Origin of the sequence: Pseudomonas sp. F8002 (assembly GCF_013385495.1) — a bacterium.
Taxonomy (GTDB): domain Bacteria; phylum Pseudomonadota; class Gammaproteobacteria; order Pseudomonadales; family Pseudomonadaceae; genus Aquipseudomonas.
Map to the genome: position 1 here is coordinate 1 of NZ_JACAPW010000040.1, position 17,931 is coordinate 17,931.

General features: G+C 61.9%; 15 protein-coding genes. 1 reads left to right on the forward strand and 14 read right to left on the reverse strand.

Features of this window, described 5'->3' with window-relative positions; translation table 11 throughout:
* Positions 1–160: 160 nt before the first annotated feature.
* The 9 genes from HX811_RS26630 to HX811_RS26670 form a co-directional block, all read right to left on the reverse strand.
* Positions 161–925 carry an ABC transporter ATP-binding protein gene (locus HX811_RS26630; protein WP_008432141.1) on the reverse strand — a complete coding sequence of 255 codons (765 nt, stop codon included), beginning with the start codon at positions 923–925 and terminating at the stop codon, positions 161–163.
* A gap of 13 nt (positions 926–938) precedes the next feature.
* Positions 939–2,057 carry a succinylglutamate desuccinylase/aspartoacylase family protein gene (locus tag HX811_RS26635; RefSeq protein ID WP_177048160.1) on the reverse strand — a complete coding sequence of 373 codons (1,119 nt, stop codon included), beginning with the start codon at positions 2,055–2,057 and terminating at the stop codon, positions 939–941.
* Positions 2,058–2,066: 9 nt separating this feature from the next.
* Positions 2,067–2,777, reverse strand: coding sequence for an ABC transporter permease (locus tag HX811_RS26640; RefSeq protein WP_003209532.1), 711 nt, complete (start codon positions 2,775–2,777; stop codon positions 2,067–2,069).
* Complete coding sequence (locus HX811_RS26645) at positions 2,774–3,502, reverse strand: ABC transporter permease (protein WP_008432134.1); 729 nt, start codon at positions 3,500–3,502, stop codon at positions 2,774–2,776. Before HX811_RS26645 ends, HX811_RS26640 begins: the two co-directional genes overlap by 4 nt.
* Positions 3,503–3,559: 57 nt before the next feature.
* Complete coding sequence (locus HX811_RS26650; protein WP_003213667.1) at positions 3,560–4,339, reverse strand: transporter substrate-binding domain-containing protein; 780 nt, start codon at positions 4,337–4,339, stop codon at positions 3,560–3,562.
* A 329-nt stretch (positions 4,340–4,668) separates the two neighbouring features.
* Positions 4,669–6,303: an ATP-dependent DNA ligase gene (locus tag HX811_RS26655; protein WP_177048162.1), complete on the reverse strand. Its 1,635-nt coding sequence runs from the start codon at positions 6,301–6,303 to the stop codon at positions 4,669–4,671.
* Entirely contained in the window at positions 6,300–7,304 is a 1,005-nt protein-coding gene (locus HX811_RS26660; protein WP_008432130.1) for a ligase-associated DNA damage response exonuclease, read from the reverse strand. The genes HX811_RS26655 and HX811_RS26660 overlap by 4 nt, the downstream gene beginning before the upstream one ends.
* A gap of 199 nt (positions 7,305–7,503) precedes the next feature.
* Positions 7,504–9,945 carry a penicillin acylase family protein gene (locus HX811_RS26665; RefSeq protein WP_177048164.1) on the reverse strand — a complete coding sequence of 814 codons (2,442 nt, stop codon included), beginning with the start codon at positions 9,943–9,945 and terminating at the stop codon, positions 7,504–7,506.
* 233 nt (positions 9,946–10,178) lie between these two features.
* The gene (locus HX811_RS26670) at positions 10,179–10,823 is read right to left on the reverse strand and encodes a glutathione binding-like protein (RefSeq protein WP_003213676.1); all 645 of its coding nucleotides are present in this window, start codon (positions 10,821–10,823) and stop codon (positions 10,179–10,181) included.
* Positions 10,824–10,919: 96 nt separating this feature from the next.
* Between HX811_RS26670 and HX811_RS26675 the strand changes: the two genes are divergently transcribed.
* Entirely contained in the window at positions 10,920–11,471 is a 552-nt protein-coding gene (locus tag HX811_RS26675; protein WP_177048166.1) for a cysteine hydrolase family protein, read from the forward strand.
* Positions 11,472–11,629: 158 nt separating this feature from the next.
* On the opposite strand, the gene HX811_RS26680 is transcribed toward HX811_RS26675, so the two are convergent.
* The 5 genes from HX811_RS26680 to HX811_RS26700 all read right to left on the reverse strand — a co-directional run bounded on the left by HX811_RS26680 (position 11,630) and on the right by HX811_RS26700 (position 17,832).
* Positions 11,630–12,418 (reverse strand): ABC transporter ATP-binding protein, encoded by a 789-nt coding sequence (locus HX811_RS26680; RefSeq protein WP_177048168.1) that lies wholly within the window; start codon positions 12,416–12,418, stop codon positions 11,630–11,632.
* A complete protein-coding gene (locus tag HX811_RS26685) occupies positions 12,415–13,473 on the reverse strand; it encodes an iron ABC transporter permease (RefSeq protein ID WP_134325843.1) in 1,059 nt (352 codons plus the stop codon). The genes HX811_RS26680 and HX811_RS26685 overlap by 4 nt, the downstream gene beginning before the upstream one ends.
* Before the next feature lie 149 nt (positions 13,474–13,622).
* The gene (locus HX811_RS26690) at positions 13,623–14,738 is read right to left on the reverse strand and encodes an ABC transporter substrate-binding protein (protein ID WP_102368242.1); all 1,116 of its coding nucleotides are present in this window, start codon (positions 14,736–14,738) and stop codon (positions 13,623–13,625) included.
* A gap of 28 nt (positions 14,739–14,766) precedes the next feature.
* Positions 14,767–15,447, reverse strand: a complete 681-nt coding sequence (locus HX811_RS26695) for a Fe2+-dependent dioxygenase (protein WP_177048170.1) — start codon at positions 15,445–15,447, stop codon at positions 14,767–14,769.
* 3 nt (positions 15,448–15,450) lie between these two features.
* The gene (locus HX811_RS26700) at positions 15,451–17,832 is read right to left on the reverse strand and encodes a TonB-dependent siderophore receptor (RefSeq protein WP_177048172.1); all 2,382 of its coding nucleotides are present in this window, start codon (positions 17,830–17,832) and stop codon (positions 15,451–15,453) included.
* Positions 17,833–17,931: the final 99 nt, after the last annotated feature.

The following is a 17,931-nucleotide window of genomic DNA, read 5'->3' on the forward strand; positions in this document are numbered from 1 at the left end:
CCAAAGCCGGAGTGAGGGCACACCGAGCCTAGGCGAGGTGCCGAGTGGTGGGGCAAGAGCGTTTTGCTTACTTTTGCGCTGTTCAAAAGTGAGCCGCTGTAAGAGCGGAACCAATACCAGCCATCACCCAAATAACGGATATACACCCCACCCCGACCGGCTACTTCAAATTCCCACTCAAAAACTGCTGCAACCGCTCGCTTTTGGGATTCCCCAGCACATCCTCCGGCGCACCCTGTTCCTCCACCAACCCCTTGTGCAAAAACAGCACCTGGCTCGACACCTTGCGCGCAAAGCTCATCTCATGGGTCACCATGATCATCGTCCGGCCTTCCTCAGCCAAACCCTGGATCACCTTCAACACCTCACCCACCAACTCCGGGTCCAGCGCCGAAGTCGGCTCGTCAAACAGCATCACCTCCGGCTCCATCGCCAGCGCCCGGGCAATCGCCACCCGCTGTTGCTGGCCACCCGACAAAAACGCCGGATATTGACCGGCCACCCGCGCCGGCAACCCAACCTTGTCCAGATACCGGCGAGCGCGATCCTCGGCGTCCTTCTTGCTGCAACCCAGCACCCGGCGCGGCGCCATGGTGATGTTCTCCAGCACACTCATGTGGCTCCACAGATTGAAATGCTGAAACACCATCGCCAACCGCGTACGCAGACGCTGCAACTCAGCATCATCCGCCACGCGCATCCCATGGCGGTCACTGACCATGCGAATCTGCTGCCCATCCAGCGTCATGGCGCCGTCATTCGGCTGTTCAAGAAAATTGATACACCGCAAAAAGGTACTCTTGCCCGAGCCACTGGCGCCGATCAAGCTGATCACATCACCGGTCCTGGCCTTGAGCGAGACACCTTTGAGCACCTCATTATCGCCATAGCTTTTATGCAGGCCTTCAACGGTCAATTTGTACATGGGGCGTGCATCCTCAAGGCGAAAGTAGGTAGCCGCTGCGATAGGCTTCAGTGCCTGCGACATGGGCAATGACCATCCCGGCAGTGGCCATGCGCCGCAGCGAACGAGCGTAAAGCAGCCCGGCATTGCGGCAATGCACTGGCGTTACGCGGTCGGAAATGGGGTCGATGATTTCGGCGATCAGTTGCCCGGCTTCCACGTATTCCCCAGGCAGCGCGCTGAATACCAGCAAGCCGCCCACGGGTGTGGCCACCGGCTCGACGCCCGCCAGCGGTGTGGCGGGGTAGGGCAATTCCGGCAGCGGTGCCGGCTCGCCGCTGATTGCGCCGAAGTGAATCAGGTAATCGATGATCGCCTGGCAGTCGAGGCTGGCCAGGCCGTGGTTGACGTCGCCCTGGCCGCGCAACTCGACGGTCACCGAAAAGCTGCCCATCGGGATCGGGAAGTGCTCGCCAAACCGTTGTTGCAATTGCCACCACACCAGCGTGAAGCATTCATCGAATGACTGCCCGCCGGAGTCGGTGGCCAACAGGCTGGCTTCCGAACCGATATAGCGCGCCAGCGGCTCCACCCGGGGCCACGCCTCGGGGGTGGTGTACAGGTGCGCCACGGCTTCGAAGTCGCAGTGCAGGTCCAGCACCATGTCGGCATCACACGCCAGTCGTTGCAGCACCAGGCGTTGGGATTCCAGTTGTGTGACGGGCGTTTGCGCCGCCAGGGCCATGGTCAGCGCATCGCGGATCAGTTCGACGTTGTGCGCAGGATCATCTCCCAGCAGGCCTTCGACTTGATTGCCAACCTCGTCGGACAGGTCGACAAACAGGCGGTTGAAGTTCTGCCCGCTTTCCAGCTCGTAGCGGCCCAGGGGGATGTCCATCAACACCTGTTCCAGGCCGGTCGGGTTGGCGATCGGCACCAGCACGATCTCGCTGCGCAGGCGGCCGGCCGCAGCCAGCTCCGCCAGGCGCGCCTTCAAGTGCCAGGCCACCAGCATGCCCGGCAATTCGTCGGCGTGCAGTGACGACTGGATGTAGACCTTGCCTTCGGCCTGCTTCGGCCCGAAGTGGAAACTGTGGATTTGTCGCTCCGTGCCCGGCACCGGCGCCACAAGTGGATGAATCTGATGACGCATGAAGGCTCCTTAGTGGCTGGGGCCGAGAAAGGCCAGCCAGCGACGCTCCGCCAGACGAAACAGACCGACCAGGGCAAAGGTCACGGTCAGGTAGATCAGCGCAGCGATACCGAATGATTGAAAGGTCATGTAGGTGGCCGAGTTGGCGTCCCGGGCGACTTTCAGGATATCCGGGATGGTCGCGGTGAAGGCCACCGTCGTCGAGTGCAGCATCAGGATCACTTCATTACTGTAGTACGGCAGCGAGCGGCGCAGGGCCGACGGCATGATCACGTAGGCATACAGCTTCCAGCCGCTGAGGCCGTAGGCTTTCGCCGCTTCGACTTCGCCGTGGGCCATGCTGCGGATCGCCCCGGCAAAAATCTCCGTGGTGTAGGCGCAGGTGTTGAGGGCGAAGGCGAGAATCGTGCAGTTCATCGCATCACGAAAGAACGCGTCCAGCACCGGCTGCGCGCGAACCGCCGCGATGCTGTAGATCCCGGTGTAGCAAATCAGCAACTGGATATACAGCGGCGTGCCGCGAAACAGGTAGGTGTAGAACTGCACCGGCCAGCGTACCCAGCGATTGCGCGACACCCGCGCAATGGACAGCGGGATCGATACCAGGAAGCCGATGAAGATCGACGCGCTGAGCAGCCACATCGTCATGGCCAGCCCGGTGATGTGCTGGCCGTCGCTATAAAGGAAGGGGCGCCAGTATTGCTGGATAAGTTCGATCATCGCACTGCCTCCCGGGAGCCTGCGGAGTAGCGCCGTTCGAGGCGGCGCAGGACGAAGTTGGATGCGCTGGTGATCAACAGGTAGATAAACGCGGCGATCACCAGGAAATAGAACAGCTGATAAGTACTCTTGCCGGCATCCTGCGCGGCCTTGACCAGGTCGGCCAGGCCGATGATCGACACCAGTGCCGTGGCCTTGAGCATCACCATCCAGTTATTGCCGATGCCCGGCAGGGCGAAGCGCATCATCTGCGGGAAGGTCACGAAGCGAAACCGCTGGCCACGCGTGAGCCCGTAGGCCGTGGCGGCCTCCAATTGGCCACGGGGCACGGCGAGGATCGCGCCGCGAAAGGTCTCGGTGAAATACGCACCGTAGATAAAGCCCAGGGTGATCACCCCGGCGCTGAATGGGTCGATCTCGATGTAGTCCCATTCCATAAAGTCGGTAAAGCTGGTCAGCCAGATTTGCAGGCTGTAGAAAATCAGCAGCATCAGCACCAGGTCGGGCACGCCGCGAATCAGGGTGGTGTAGATCTGCGCGGGAATCCGCAGGAACGGCAGGCTGGACAGTTTGGCAGTAGCCCCGAGCAGGCCCAGCAACACGCTGACGGCCAGGGAGAACACCGACAACTTGACGGTCATCCAGGTGCCTTGCAGCAACAGCGGGCCGAAACCCTTCAAGCTGAAGGCACTGAGCCCCAGGGTTTGCAAAAGATCTTCGAACATAAATCAGGACCTATGGCGATAAAAAAGCGCCCCTCCAGAGGAAGGGCGCCCCAGGCATTATTTGCCGCTGTACAGGTTCAGATCGCCAAAGTGTTTCTTCTGGATGGTGGCGTAGGTGCCATCATCGTGTAACGCTTTGATACCTTTATCCAACAAGGCCTTGAGGTCTTTGTTACCTTTTTTGATACCGACCGCAGTTTTGGACGGCAGCAGTGGATCGTCGATGGCCTTGCTGACTTCGTAGTCAGCACCGGCTGGCGACTTCAAAAAGCCCAGTTCGGCTTGCAGCATGTCCTGCACGGAAGCGTCCAGGCGGCCGGAAGTCAGGTCGGCGTACACCTGGTCCTGGTTGGCGTAGGCCTTGGTGGTGACACCGGCCTTGTCCAGTACGGCCTTGGCGTAGGCTTCCTGGATGGTGCCTTGCTCGTAGCCAACGCTTTTACCCTTGAGGGACTCAGGCGTGGAGTAGTTCGCGCCCTTTTTGAACACCAGGGAAGTTGGGCCGGAGAACAGCTCGTTGGAGAAGTCGATCGCCTTTTCACGGGCTTCGGTCACGGTCATCGAGGAAATCACGCCGTCAAACTTGTTGGCGTTGAGGCCTGGGATCATGCCGTCGAAATCACTTTCGACCCACTTGCACTTGACCTTCAGCTCGGCACAGATGGCATTGCCCAGGTCGATATCGAAGCCCACCAGGCTGCCGTCAGCGGCTTTAGACTCAAATGGCGCGTAGGACGGATCGACACCAAAACGCAATTCCTTGTATTCCTTGGCCAGCGCGGAACCGGCGGCCATGCACAGAGCCAGTGCAGAAAGGGTCAGCAATGCTTTTTTCATTATGTAATCCCTGGAAACCAAGATAAGCGCTTGTGGCGCGGTTAGGACTGTTACTGAACGGTGTCAGACCGGACTCAAGTAGCAATTTCTGCACCATAGTTCCGAATGGTCGTTTTAAAAGGTGAGATTAAGGAGTTGTGCCAGTAGGAAATGCCCGAAAATGGGCATTGATCAATCTATGCATTATTTTGGGGCGTGTGAGGTTTTCAAATGTGGGAGCGGGCTTGCTCGCGAATGCGGTGGATCAGTCGGTACATGTATTGACTGACACACCGCATTCGCGAGCAAGCCCGCTCCCACATTGATCGGTGGCGTTCGTGAGAGGCGTGTCAGGCCAGTAAATCCTGCAGGGTCGCCAGGTTGTCGGCTTCCTCGACGGCCTTGTCCTGGCGCCAGCGCAACATCCTCGGGAAACGCACCGCAATCCCGCTTTTGTGCCGCTTGGACAGGGCAATCCCTTCAAAACCCAGTTCAAACACCATGCTCGGCGTGACGCTGCTGACCGGGCCGAATTTCTCCACGGTGGTCTTGCGTACGATGGCGTCGACCTTGCGCATTTCTTCATCGGTCAGCCCCGAATACGCCTTGGCGAACGGCACCAACGTACGCTCAGTACCGGGCGGGCCGTCCCACACCGCAAAGGTGTAGTCGCTGTACAGGCTGGCGCGCCGGCCATGGCCGCGCTGGGCATAGATCAACACCGCATCGACGCTGAACGGGTCGACTTTCCACTTCCACCACACGCCCATGTCCTTGGTCCGGCCCACGCCGTAGAGCCCGTCCCGGGCCTTGAGCATCATGCCTTCCACGCCCAGGCTGCGGGACGCCTCACGCTGCTCGGCCAAGTCTTGCCAGCTATCGCCGATCAGCAATGGCGACGTGCGCAATGTTGGCTGGTCGCAGTCGCTGACCACCAGCTCCAGTTGCGCCCGGCGTTCGGCCTGGGTGTGGTTGCGCCAGTCTTCGCCGTGGTGTTCCAGCAGGTCATAAGCCAGCACGGCGACCGGCGCGTCTTCGAGGATTTTCTTGCCCAGGGTCTTGCGGCCGATGCGCTGTTGCAGCAGGGCGAAGGGTTGCACCGAGTCCTTCCACACCACGATTTCGCCGTCGATCACCGTGCCATCGGGCAGGCTGTTTTCCAGGTCATGAAGCTCCGGAAAGCGCTCGGTGACCAGTTCTTCGCCCCGAGACCAGACCCACAAGCGGCCTTCGCGCTTGACCAGTTGTGCGCGGATACCGTCCCACTTCCATTCCACTTGCCAGCCAGCAGGGGAGCCGAGCAAGGCATCGAACTGCTCCACCGGCTGGGCCAGGCCATGGGCCAGGAAAAACGGATAAGGCTGCCCGCCACGCTGGGCGTGTTCGTCGGACGATTCGGCGGCAATCAGCTTCAAATAGCCTTCGGCCGTCGGACGGTTCGACAGGTCGGTGTAGCCCACCAGCCGCTGGGCCACGCGTTTGCTGTCCAGCCCGGCCATGGCGGCCAGGGCGCGGGTGACCAGCAGCTTCGACACACCGACCCGGAAGCTGCCGGTGATCAGCTTGATGCAGAGCATCAGGCTCGGCTGATCCAGCTGTGCCCACAACGCGGGCAGGCGTTCTGCCAGTTCTTCTGGCGGCAGGCCACGCAAGGGCAGGAGTTTTTCTTCCAGCCACACGGCCAGACCATCGTCCGAGGTGTGGGGCGATTCCGGTAACAGCAGGGAAATGGTTTCCGCCAGGTCGCCTACCGACTGATAACTCTCTTCGAACAGCCACGGCTCAATGCTCGCGGCTTCGGTGGCCATGTCCCGCAGCAACCGGGTGGGCACCAGTTGTCGGGGCCGGCCGCCGGATAAAAAGTACACCGCCCACGCAGCATCTTCCGCGGGCGCCTGTAGGAAATAAGCCTGCAAGGCGGCGAGCTTGGCGTTGCTGGAGGTGGTGGCGTCGAGGTTGGCGTACAGCTCGGCGAAGGCTTTCATGACGTGGCCTCCTCTTCGTCATCGCCGTATTCGGTGGTGAATCCCTGGGCATCCAGGCCCTTTTCCCGCAGGTGCCTGACCAATACGCCCACAGAACCGTGGGTGACCATTACCCGCTCGGCACCGGTTTGCTCAATGGCCCATAACAGTCCGGGCCAATCGGCGTGGTCCGAGAGCACAAAGCCGCGATCCACGCCGCGCCGCCGCCGGGTGCCGCGCAGGCGCATCCAGCCGCTGGCGAAGGCGTCGCTGTAGTCGCCGAAGCGGCGTATCCAGGTGCTGCCGCCGGCCGAGGGCGGGGCGATGATCAGGGCCTGGCGCAATAAAGGGTCGGTCTTTTTGAAGTCGCCGGCGTAGAGGGTTTCAGGGATATAGATGCCAGCTTCGCGGTACACCCGGTTCAAGGGTTCGACCGCGCCATGGCTGAGGATCGGGCCGATGCTGGCGTCGATGCCGTGGAGAATCCGCTGGGCTTTGCCGAAGGAATAACAGAACAACACGCTCGCCTTGCCGGCGGCGATATTGGCCTGCCACCAGTCGTTGATTCCGGCAAAAATCTGCGCCTGGGGCTGCCAGCGGTAGATCGGCAGGCCGAAGGTCGATTCGGTGATAAACGTATGGCAGCGCACCGGTTCGAACGGCGCGCAGGTGCCGTCGGGCTCGACTTTATAGTCGCCGGAGGCGACCCAGACTTCACCCTGGTATTCCAGGCGCACCTGGGCGGAGCCGAGGACATGGCCGGCGGGGTGGAAACTCAAGGTGACGCCGTGGTGTCGCAGGCTTTCGCCGTAGGCCAGGGTTTGCAGGTTGATGTCCTGGCCGAGGCGCGAGCGCAGGATGCCTTCGCCGGGGGCTGCGGCCAGGTAGTGTTGGTTGCCGGTGCGGGCGTGGTCGCCGTGGGCGTGGGTGATGACCGAACGTTCCACCGGGCGCCAGGGGTCGATGTAGAAATCCCCGGCGGGGCAGTAGAGGCCTTCGGGCCGGGCGATAACAAGGTCCATGGGCGTGCCGTGGAGGTGGGCTTGTTAATTATGAGGCGGGGGCGGGTGGAGAAGTTCTATCGGAATGCATGCAATCAAATGTGGGAGCTGGCTTGCTCGCGAATGCGGTGTGTCAGTCAATAGATCTGGTGACTGATCCGCCGCTTTCGCGAGCAAGCCCGCTCCCACATTTTGATCCGGTTGAGTCAGGGAAACCGGGTTATTTGCCCGGCACCAGCGTCAACCGCGTCTTCCCGTACACCCCGTCAAAGTTCTGCGGCTGCATCGGGAAGCTCAGGTATTGCGCCTTCAGCCACGGGTCGATGCCATTGGCATAGTTCGGGCTGGCCGGGTTGCCGGATTGGCCGATGCCGCTTTGGCCCATCATCGGTTCCGCCAGGCCGAAGTCGACAATCATCCGCAGCGCCGGCACCTGGGTCGTGTCGAAACTCTGGCCCCAGCTATACGGTGCGCTGTTCAGGGTGTTGTGATCGCCGCCCGCGGCCAGTGGGCCGCGAATGGCCTGGCCGCTGGTGTTCTTCCAGGTGTAGCTGTGCAGTTTGCCCCACTGCCAGGCCTTGTGATCGGCGCCCAGCGCGCTGTCGCCTGCGGTGATCGCGGCGGCCAGGCTGCGGGCGAGGATCGCCGGCTTGTCGGTTTTCTGCCCGGTGCGGGCGTCATTCCAGAACGGGCTGTCTTCGCGCCCCAGCAAGTGGTCGGCCACCGCCGAGTACGACAGGTTGGCGTTGCCGATGAAGGCTTTCCAGGTGGCGCTGTTTTCCGGACCGAGTTCGTCGAGGAAAATCTGCTTGGCGCTTTCCTGCAGGAACAACTCATAAATCGCCGCGTCGGCGGAGGTGGATGCCAGTCGACCGTCGAAGGCCATCAGGCGGCCCAGTGCTTCCCGCGCCTTGGCCTGGTCTGCCACCGGCAATCCATCGATCGCCTGATTCAGCGGCTGGGCCATGCCCGGCGCCTGGAACATGCTCTTGAGCTTGGCGGCAAACGTGGTGGTCTGGTCGTACTGCATGGCAATCATGCTGCGGCTGTCATGCTTGCCGCTGCCGGCCAGTTGCGCGATACGTTCGGCGCGTTCCGGCGCGGCCCACGAGTTGGACAGTTGCATGCCGTAGCCACGGGGAATGGTGCGCTGGTTGGCCGTGCCGATCCAACCCTGGGACGGGTCCTGATCGTAGGGGTGCAGCATCGCGTCGGCGTAGCCATCCCAGTCGAAACGCCCGTCCCAGCCCGGCGATGGCACCAGGCCTTCGCCTTCACGGCGGTTGGGGAACCGCCCGGTCACTTGCCAGCCAATGCTGCTGGCGTCGGCGAAGACCATGTTCAAGGCAATTGCGCGAATTTCCCGGGTGGCGTCAGACGCTTTACCGGCGGTTTGCGCACGGGACAGGTCGAAGAACGCGTCCAGGCTCTTGTCGTCCTTGAAATCGGCGGTTTGCAACGCCAGGCCGTAGCCGCTGGTCAGCGACTGGGCACTGTTGAGCAGCGGCCCGTGGCGGGTTTCGTACACCGCTTCGCGAATCGGCCGCTGGCCCTTGGCGAAGTAGGTTTCGTTGCGCACGATGGCGGGCAGCCATTTGCCGTTGTTCTCGTAGTACAGCGCGTTGCCCTGGCGCTTGACCTTCTCCAGGAATACGTCCTGGGTGTCACCCGAGACCTGGCTCATGCTCCAGGCCACCTTGCCGTTGAAGCCGGAAAGCAGGGTTGGCAAACCGGCGATGGACACACCGGCGGCCTGGTATTTCGGCGAGCGGATCTGCACGTAGTTCCACAGCGACGGGGCCTGCATCGAGGTCGACAGGTCATTGGCCAGCAGGCTCTTGTTGCTGCGGCTGCGCTGCGGGCCGATCGCCCAGTTGCTGGAGCTGGACGTGCCCAGGGTGTTGAGGGTGCCGAGGTGCTCGCTGAGGCGGGTCAGCGCAGCGAGGCCCGGGATCTGGCCCAGGTTGATGCCCTTGAGCTTGTCGGACTCGGCCACTGGCAGCGGTTCATCCGGGTAGCTCGGGGTCAGCCAGGCGAGTTTGTCGGCACCGACTTTTTGCGCGAGCACCAATGACGACAGCTCTTCCTGCAAGTTGGTCGACTCGCTGAAATTCAGCAGGCAGAACAGCAGCGCCGAATCTTCCGGCTTCCAGTATTCAGGCTTGTAGCCAGTCTGGGCCAGGTCTGGCGGCAGCTTGTCGCGGTAGCGGAACAGGTAGGCGTTGACTCCGCGTGCGTACACTTCAAAGAAGCGCTTGAGGCGCGGCGACGAGGCGTTATACAGCTCGCCGGCGCTTTTGCGCAGGTTGACCGCCCGCATGAAACGGTCGACATCCAGCACATCCGGCCCGGACATTTCCGCCAGGCGGCCCTGGGCCAGCAGGCGCAGGGTGACCATCTGGGTGATGCGGTCGCTGGCGTGCACGTAGCCCAGGGTGAACAGCGCATCGTGGAAGGTGCTGCTTTCAATCAGCGGGATGCCCTGGCCGTTGCGGCGCACCGAAACGTTCTGCGCCAGGCCCTTGATCGGCTGTACGCCGGAAACCGGAGGCAGGGTGTCTTGGGTGCTCTGTAACTGGCAACCGGCCAGGCCCAAGGCACTGGCAATTGCCGCGGCAACGCCGAACCGGGGAAGAAAATGTGAGAGGGCTGGCGAGGCCATGGCAAAGCTCCTGCGGGGGGTAGCGTCAGTAAAGGCGCTACGTTAGTGAGCGCGGCGAAACGACGCAAGCGGGAGGCGATGCTTATTTCAGGATTTGCGTAAGGTTTCCAGTCGGGCACAAATCAGTGTGGGAGCGGGCTTGCTAGCGAATGCGGTGTATCAGCTAAAAGAGTTGTGGGTGATCCACCGCATTCGCGAGCAAGCCCGCTCCCACATTTTGATCCCGTTGACCTTCAGGATTTTGGCGGATTGACCTTCTGCACCAGCTCATAGGCACGCACCGTCGCCGGGCGTTGCTTGATGTGGTTGAACCAGCGTTCTACATGTGGGAAGTCTTCCAGCTTCTGGCTCTGCCACTTGTGGGAAACGATCCACGGGTAGATCGCCATGTCGGCAATGCTGTATTCCTCGCCGGCCACGAACGTGCGGTCGGCCAGGCGCCGGTCCAGCACGCCATACAGGCGGGCGGTCTCATCCACATAGCGTTTGATCGCGTAGGGAATCTTTTCCGGGGCGAACTGGCTGAAGTGATGATTCTGGCCGGCCATCGGGCCCAGGCCACCCATTTGCCAGAACAGCCATTGCAGCGCTTCCTGACGACCACGCAGGTCCTGGGGAATGAACTTGCCGGTTTTTTCCGCGAGGTACAGCAGGATTGCGCCGGATTCGAACAGGGAAATCGGCGCGCCGCCGTCGGTCGGGTTCTGATCGACGATGGCCGGGATGCGGTTATTGGGGGCGATCTTCAGGAAGTCGGGCTTGAACTGATCGCCCTGGCCGATGTTGATCGGGTGTACCTCGTAAGGCAGGCCGGCTTCTTCCAGGAACAACGACACTTTGTGACCGTTGGGGGTGGTCCAGTAATACAGGTCGATCATGAAGCTCTCCAAGGGTGGTGATGCTTGAGCGAATGCCTGTAGGTATAGGTGATGTTAGGGTGACGAAAATTCAATGAAACATTTGGGTCTATCGATATGGAAATTCGTGCGGGCGCAGCGTTGATTCTGATTGACCAGCAAAAAGGCATTCACCATCCCAGGCTGGGACGGCGCAATAATCCGCACGCCGAGGCGCGCATGCTGGCGTTGCTGGGGCATTGGCGGCGCGAAGGCTGGCCGGTGATTCATGTGCAGCATCTGTCCCATTCGCCGGAGTCGGTGTTCTGGCCGCAGCAGTCGGGGGTGGAGTTTCAGGACGCGTTTATTCCGCAGGCGGGTGAGCAGTTGATCCAGAAACGGGTGCCGGACGCATTTTGTGGGACGGGGCTGGAAGCGAGGTTGCATGAGGCCGGGCTTCGGCAAGTGGTGCTGGTGGGCGTGGCCACCCATAACTCGGTGGAGGCCACGGCCCGCAGTGCCGGCAACCTGGGGTTTGAGACGTGGGTTATCGAAGATGCCTGCTACACCTTCGACAAGGCGGACTTTTTCGGGCAGATGCATTCGGCGCAGGCGGTACATGCCATGTCGTTGGGCAACCTGCACGGCGAGTACGCCACAGTGATTTCCTCCAAACAGTTGCTGGAGTGACCGTTGTGGCGAGGGAGCTTGCTCCCGCTGGACCAGGCTGGAGCTCCAGTGCGAAGCGCTCCCGAGTGCCTCACCTCAGTCCGCCTGAAGACGCGCGTGCCCAGGTTTTGGGGCTGCTACGCAGCCCAACGGGAGCAAGCTCCCTCGCCACAGAGGATCTAAGCCACCGCGCCGTCCACCAACACCTGCAACGTTTGTTGTGAGCATCGCTCGATGCGTACCCGCACACCATAGACTTCGGCAAACAGCGCCGTATCCAGCACGTCATCCGCCGCGCCACTGGCGTACAGCCGGCCCTGGCGCAGCACCGCGATATGGTCGGCATAGCGCGCCGCGAGGTTGATGTCGTGCAGCACCACCACGGCGATCAGGTTGTGTTCCCGCACCAGGTCGCGCACGCAATCCATGACCTTCAACTGGTAGTTCAAGTCCAGCGCACTGGTGGGTTCATCCAGCAGCATCACCTGTGGCCGGCGCGCAATCAGTTGCGCCAGGCTGACCAGTTGCCGCTGGCCGCCGGATAACGTGCTCAATAGCTGATCCGCCAGATGAGCGATGCCAATCCTTTGCAACGCATCAAAGGCCTCGCGCATGCACACGTCGCTTGAAAGCGCAATGCCCTCGACGTTCGCCACCCGCAGCGCGGCGATCACGCTTTCCATCACACTCAGGCTCAAGCCCGGCGGAAGGTTTTGCGGCATATAGGTCACACGCCGGGCGCGTTCACCGACGGACATTTTCGTCAGGTCCAGGTCACCCAATCTGACAACGCCCTGCATCTTTTCCAGCCCCGCCACCGCCCGCAGCAACGTCGACTTGCCCGCACCGTTCGGTCCGATCAACGCGGTCAAACTGCCGTGGGCCAGGGTTGGCAAGCTCAGGTCATGCACAATCTGGCGCCGGCCATAACTGACCTGGGCGTTCTGAATCGACAGCCCGCTGCTCATAACTGCCTCCCGCGCTTGAACACCAGCAACACGAAAATCGGCACGCCCACCAGCGCGGTGACGATACCCACGGGTACGATCACCCCGGGCATGATCAGCTTGCTGGCGATGGATGACAGCGACAACAGTAACGCGCCGACAAGCGCGCTGGCCGGCAGCAGGAAGCGCTGGTCTTCACCCACCAGAATCCGCGCGATGTGCGGACCCACCAGGCCGATAAATCCGATGGTTCCCACAAACGCCACGGCGGTGGCCGACAGCAGGCTGATACGCAACAACGAGAAAAACCGCAGGCGCTTCACATCGACACCGAAGCTTTGCGCGCGGTCTTCGCCCATGCGCAACAGGGTCAGGCGTGGCGCGGCCGCGAAGGAAAAGGGCATGACCACGGCGACCACCAACGCGAGGATGCCGAGCTTGTCCCAGTTGGCCCGGGTCACGCTGCCCAGGGTCCAGAACACCAGTTGTTGCAGCACATCTTCGGTGGCGACCAGTTGCAACAGGGCGACCACCGCGTTGCAACTGAACACCAGGGCAATCCCGAACAGCACCAGGCTTTCCACCCCGGCACCGCGCAGGCGCGACATGGCTTGCAGCAAAAAGACCGAGGCGGCGGCAAACACAAAGGCTGAAATGGAAATCGCCGTATTGGCCGACACCCACAGCGTCGTCACCGGAAACACAATCACCAGGGACGCGCCCAACGCCGCCGCCGAGGAAACCCCCAGGGTGAATGGACTGGCGAGCGGGTTGTTAAGGATCGCCTGCATCTCGGCGCCCGCCAGCGACAGCGCGCAACCGACCAACACCGCCATCAAGGCGTAGGGCAGGCGCACGTTCCAGATGATCACCTGGTCGGTGGCGCTCAGGTGGGCCGGGTGCAGCAAGCCATCGAGCAGGGCGCCAAGGCCCATGCCCGACGGGCCGCTGGCCAGGTCCACGAGGATCGCGCACATCAGCGCGCCACCCAGCAGGGCCAGCAGCCAGCAACGACGCGCGAGCAGGCGGCGATAGCCTTGGCTGGCGGTGGCGAGGTCGAGGGTTTGAGTGGTCATTGGATTACACAATCTCGAAAACGATGGAGATCAAAATGTGGGAGCGGGCTTGCTCGCGAATGCGGTGTATCAGTCGACATATTCGCTGACGGGTGCACCGCATTCGCGAGCAAGCCCGCTCCCACACTTACCGTGTTCCTACAGAAGAATTACTTGGGTTTGCCATCAATCCAGTAAGCACCCTGCAGCGGCATGCCGAGGAACTGTTGGTTCATCGCTTCCATGGTCGCCTTGGGATCCAGCTTGGCGAACAATTCCGGATGCACCCACTTGGCCAGCGCTTCAATCGCCAGCAGGTTGTACGGCGAGTTGTAGAAGTCATGCCACAGACCGTGGGAATTGCCCTCACGAATCGCCCGAAGGTTCACAAACTCAGGGCGGGCCAGCACGGTATCAAACGCGGCACGCGCGTCTTCGTTGCTCACGCCAGCACCCAGAATCAACCCGGGCTTGTGATTGCCGGTGGCCACATACACATCCGGGTCAGCCTTCAGCGCGTACTCGACACTGATATCTCCCAGCGCCCCCGGCACCACGTCGGCGGCGATGTTGCGCCCGCCCACCAGCTTGATCACTTCACCCATGCCGCTCTTGCCAGTGGTGTGCCCCGGTGCCTGCCAGGCGCCGGCCAGCAATTCCAGGAACACGCTCGGGCGCGGCCCGGCCGGCAAGGTGGCGACGGCGTCGGTGATCACCTTGATGTGCTGGTCATAAAAGTCGAGGAACGCCTTGGCCTGGGTTTCCCGGCCCAGGGCCTGGCCCAGGGCGGTCATGCTGGCGTGGGTGCCTTGCACCGGGTTGATGCGGAAGTCGACGAACAACACTGCAATGCCCGCCTTGGCCAACACGTCCGCCACCGGGCTGTGTTCAGTCGGGCCATGGCCGGAAATGCTGAACACCGCCAGGTCCGGTTTCAGCGAAAGAATTTCCTCGGCGCTGACGCTTTGCTCCGACGCCTGGCCAATCAGCGGAATGTCTTTTACCGTCGGAAATTTCGCCACGTAGGCGTTATAGGTGTGGGCGTCCAACAGTTTCAAGTCATTCTGCCAGCCGACAATCCGTTGGAATGGCGCGTCCTTGTCCAGCAAGGCAAAGGCCGAAATCAGCCGGCCTTCGCCGAGCACCACGCGCTGCACGTGGTCTGGCACCTCGACCTTGCGGCCCAGCACGTCGGTGACTTCATGGGCGGCGGCGGTTTCGGCGTGGCCGAGGATCAGCACGGCAAACAGTGCGCCCAGCTTGAGGAAGTTGCGGGGTTTCAGCATGGCGAGAACTCCAGGTGAAGGCGGCGCATCAGACATCGCTCCAGCGCCGCAAAAGGTTGTGATAGGCGCCGCTCAGTTGCAGCAACGCGTGGTCGTCGGCGTGTTGCGCGGTGAGGCGTTGAATCGCCACGTCCATGTCCAGCAGCAGTTGGCGCTGGCTGTCTTCGCGCACCAGGCTTTCGATCCAGAAGAAACTGGCGATGCGCTCGCCGCGGGTGACCGGGTTGATCCTGTGCAAACTGCTGCCGGGATAAATCAGCAGGTGCCCGGCGGGCAGCTTCACCGCGTGCTCGCCGAAGGTGTCGCGGATCACCAGTTCGCCGCCGTCGTAGCTGGCCGGATCAGCCAGGAACAAGGTGGCGGAGATGTCGGTGCGCACCCGTTCGCGCACGCCCTTGAGGCCGCGAATCGCATTGTCGATATGCCAGTCGAAGGCCTCGCCGCCGCTGTAGCGGTTGAACAGCGGCGGGTAGATTTTCTTCGGCAGGGCGGCGGACATGAACAGCGCGTTGTCCGACAGCCGCGACAGAATCTGCTCACCCAGGCGAATCGCTACCGGCGCGTCTTCCGACAGCTGCCGGTTGTTTTTCGCCATGGCCGAGCGCTGCCCGGCAGTGACCTTGCCGTCGACCCACGGTTGATCGAGCAGGGTGGCGACGGCCACCGCGACTTCTTCGGCACTCAACAGGCCGGGGATTTCGATCAGCACGGCTTAAAACTCATAGTCGACGCTGGCGGTGAGCGTGCGCCCGGCGCCCGGGATGCCGTAGAGCTGGAAGCCGTCCAGGGACGCGCCGATCTGGCTGTAGTAGAACTTGTTAAACACGTTGTTCAGGTTGAGGTTGACCGTGGTCTGCTTGCTCACCTTGTATTGCGCAGCCACGTTGTTGAGCCAGTAGCCGGGCGCCTTTTCGTGGTCGCGGGTGTAGATCGCGTACACGCCGGACGGGCCGGTGGCGTAGCTGCTGTTGTTGTTCAGGCCGCCGACGTATTTGTTGTCGCTGTAGCGGCGGCGTCCTACGTATTGCGCGCCGTAACTCAGGCTCAGGTCGTCGGTAACGGCGTAGGTGGTCCACAGGTTGGCGGTCAGGTCGGGAACGTTCTTGGCTTCCTCGCCTTTGTTGGCCCCTTTGGTCTGGGTGCTTTTCAGCGCGGAGAACCCGCTGTACACCGTCCAGCGCGGGCTGATATTGCCTTGCAGGCCCAGTTCTACACCGTCTACGCGCTTGGCGGGGAGGGCGCGTACCGGAGCGCTTTCGCCGTCCTGGTATTCCCAGGAGTTGTCCAGTTCGGTGCGGAAGATCGCGGCGGTGACGTTCAGCAGGTCGTGGGCAATGTCCCACTTGGTGCCGATCTCGTAGGTCTTCGACTTGGCCGGGGTGTAGTTGCTGGTGCTCGCGGCGCCGTAGATCTGGTTGTTGGTCGATGCACCCAGGGCTGACGGTTGTGCCGCTTCGCTGTAGGACACGTAGATGCTGCCATTAGGCAACGGCTTGTACACCGCGCCGACCCGGCCGCTTACGGCACCATCGGTGCTGTTGATTGAAGCTTGACCACGTTGGGTGGTCTCGGCCTGCCAGTTGTCGTAGCGCAGGGAGCCGAGCACTTGCCACTGTTCATTCAGGGTGACGGTGTCGCCCAGGTAGATGCCGGCGTTGTCGATCACCGAGCGTGGCTGGCCTTCACCCTTGGTCACTTCGGTGCTGGCAAAGCTGTGGTTCGGGTCGTTCATGTCGAAGAACAGGTCGCCGGCCGGCACTTCGGCGTTGCGTTTCAGGCCGCCGTAGGTCTCGTGATAGAACTCGAGCCCGCTGACCACTGCGTGTTCCAGCCCGCCGGTATTGAGCTTGAAGGCGAAGTCGGTCTGGTTGTCGAGGATGGTGTAGCGCGTCGACTGGCCGAAGTCGCTCCCTCGCAAAATACCGTAGGCGGTGTTACCGCTGTTGGCGTATCCCGGGTACGCATTTACCGTGCTGCCGGGCACTTGGCTGATCGGTCCTACGCCGGTGTAGCCCAAGGTCGCACAGCGCGTGCCGGTGCAGGTTTTTTGGCCATTGCCGTTGGCGGCGAAGAAGCGCGCGGGCGAGAGCACCGCGAAGTTGTCGGTACGCTCCCACTTGGTCTGGTTCTTCAGGGTCGCTTCGTTCCAGTCGAAATCATGCTCGAAGCGGGTGGTCAGCGAAGTGGTTTTGGTCTGCTGGGTGTACAGGTGCGAGTCGCCATACCAGTTGGAGCGCTTGACTCCCGGCATGCGGTCGCCGTCGGTGCCGCGCTGGATCGGCACGCCGCCGTCCGGCGTGTTGTCGTCCTTCTGGTAGAAGGTGTCGATAAACAGGCGGGTGTCGGTGCCCAGGCCGAAACCGAGGGAGGTCGCGATGCCCCAGCGGTCGTAGTCCACGTCGTCACGCTCGGCCACCTGGTTGTAGTGCTTCATCAGGTTGATGCGCAGGGCGGTGGTGTCATTCAGTTGTTGGTTGAAATCGCCGGTGAGGCGGCGGTAGCTGTCGGTGCCGATGCCGGCCGAGAGTTTGTTGGCATCCCCCAGGTGCGCCTCTTTACTCACCAGGTTGACGCTGCCGCCTACCGCGGAAACGCCGGATTCGATCGAGCCGGTGCCCTTGAACACTTCTGCCTGTTGCAGGTTGAAGGTGTCGGTGCGGGTCGATTGGCCGGCATCGCGCACACCGTCGACGGTCAGGCTCTGCTCCGAAGAAAACCCGCGAATCGAAAACAGGTCGCCCCAGCCCAGGTTGCCTTCGCCGGACATGAAGGTGATGCCCGGCACGTTGCGCAACACTTCCTGCAAGGTCTGCGCGTTTTGCTCCTTGAGCACTTGCTGCGGGACGATGGTTACGCTTTGCGGGGCGTCCAGCAGCGGCTGGCTGATCTTTGCCGAGGTCACCCGGTCGACTTTAAAGGCGGATGTGGCTTCACCGTCGATCTTGATTTCCGGCAGGCTCAGCACTGAATCATTCGACGCCGCCACCGGCGCATCGGCCCAGGCGGTGGGAGAAACGCTGCCGGCGGCAAGCAGGCCGAACATCGGCGCAAGGGTAGATTGCAGCGACAGGGCGCGAGGGGTAGGCAATGGCATTCGGAGTGACCTAGGCTAAATTACAATTAATCTCATTTAGATTCGGTAGTCTAAAGACCGATACCGGCCGCCATGCCGTGGCTTTGTAATGTGGATGCG

What these genes read in the sequence shown, in the direction of transcription:
- HX811_RS26670 (WP_003213676.1), bottom strand. Translation starts at nt 10,823, where the DNA reads ATGATCGACCTGTATTACTGGACCACCCCCAACGGTCACAAAGTGTCG.
- HX811_RS26655 (WP_177048162.1), bottom strand. Translation starts at nt 6,303, where the DNA reads ATGAAAGCCTTCGCCGAGCTGTACGCCAACCTCGACGCCACCACCTCC.
- HX811_RS26645 (WP_008432134.1), bottom strand. Translation starts at nt 3,502, where the DNA reads ATGTTCGAAGATCTTTTGCAAACCCTGGGGCTCAGTGCCTTCAGCTTG.
- HX811_RS26685 (WP_134325843.1), bottom strand. Translation starts at nt 13,473, where the DNA reads ATGACCACTCAAACCCTCGACCTCGCCACCGCCAGCCAAGGCTATCGC.
- HX811_RS26675 (WP_177048166.1), top strand. Translation starts at nt 10,920, where the DNA reads ATGGAAATTCGTGCGGGCGCAGCGTTGATTCTGATTGACCAGCAAAAA.
- HX811_RS26630 (WP_008432141.1), bottom strand. Translation starts at nt 925, where the DNA reads ATGTACAAATTGACCGTTGAAGGCCTGCATAAAAGCTATGGCGATAAT.
- HX811_RS26690 (WP_102368242.1), bottom strand. Translation starts at nt 14,738, where the DNA reads ATGCTGAAACCCCGCAACTTCCTCAAGCTGGGCGCACTGTTTGCCGTG.
- HX811_RS26635 (WP_177048160.1), bottom strand. Translation starts at nt 2,057, where the DNA reads ATGCGTCATCAGATTCATCCACTTGTGGCGCCGGTGCCGGGCACGGAG.
- HX811_RS26640 (WP_003209532.1), bottom strand. Translation starts at nt 2,777, where the DNA reads ATGATCGAACTTATCCAGCAATACTGGCGCCCCTTCCTTTATAGCGAC.
- HX811_RS26680 (WP_177048168.1), bottom strand. Translation starts at nt 12,418, where the DNA reads ATGAGCAGCGGGCTGTCGATTCAGAACGCCCAGGTCAGTTATGGCCGG.
- HX811_RS26660 (WP_008432130.1), bottom strand. Translation starts at nt 7,304, where the DNA reads ATGGACCTTGTTATCGCCCGGCCCGAAGGCCTCTACTGCCCCGCCGGG.
- HX811_RS26700 (WP_177048172.1), bottom strand. Translation starts at nt 17,832, where the DNA reads ATGCCATTGCCTACCCCTCGCGCCCTGTCGCTGCAATCTACCCTTGCG.
- HX811_RS26665 (WP_177048164.1), bottom strand. Translation starts at nt 9,945, where the DNA reads ATGGCCTCGCCAGCCCTCTCACATTTTCTTCCCCGGTTCGGCGTTGCC.
- HX811_RS26650 (WP_003213667.1), bottom strand. Translation starts at nt 4,339, where the DNA reads ATGAAAAAAGCATTGCTGACCCTTTCTGCACTGGCTCTGTGCATGGCC.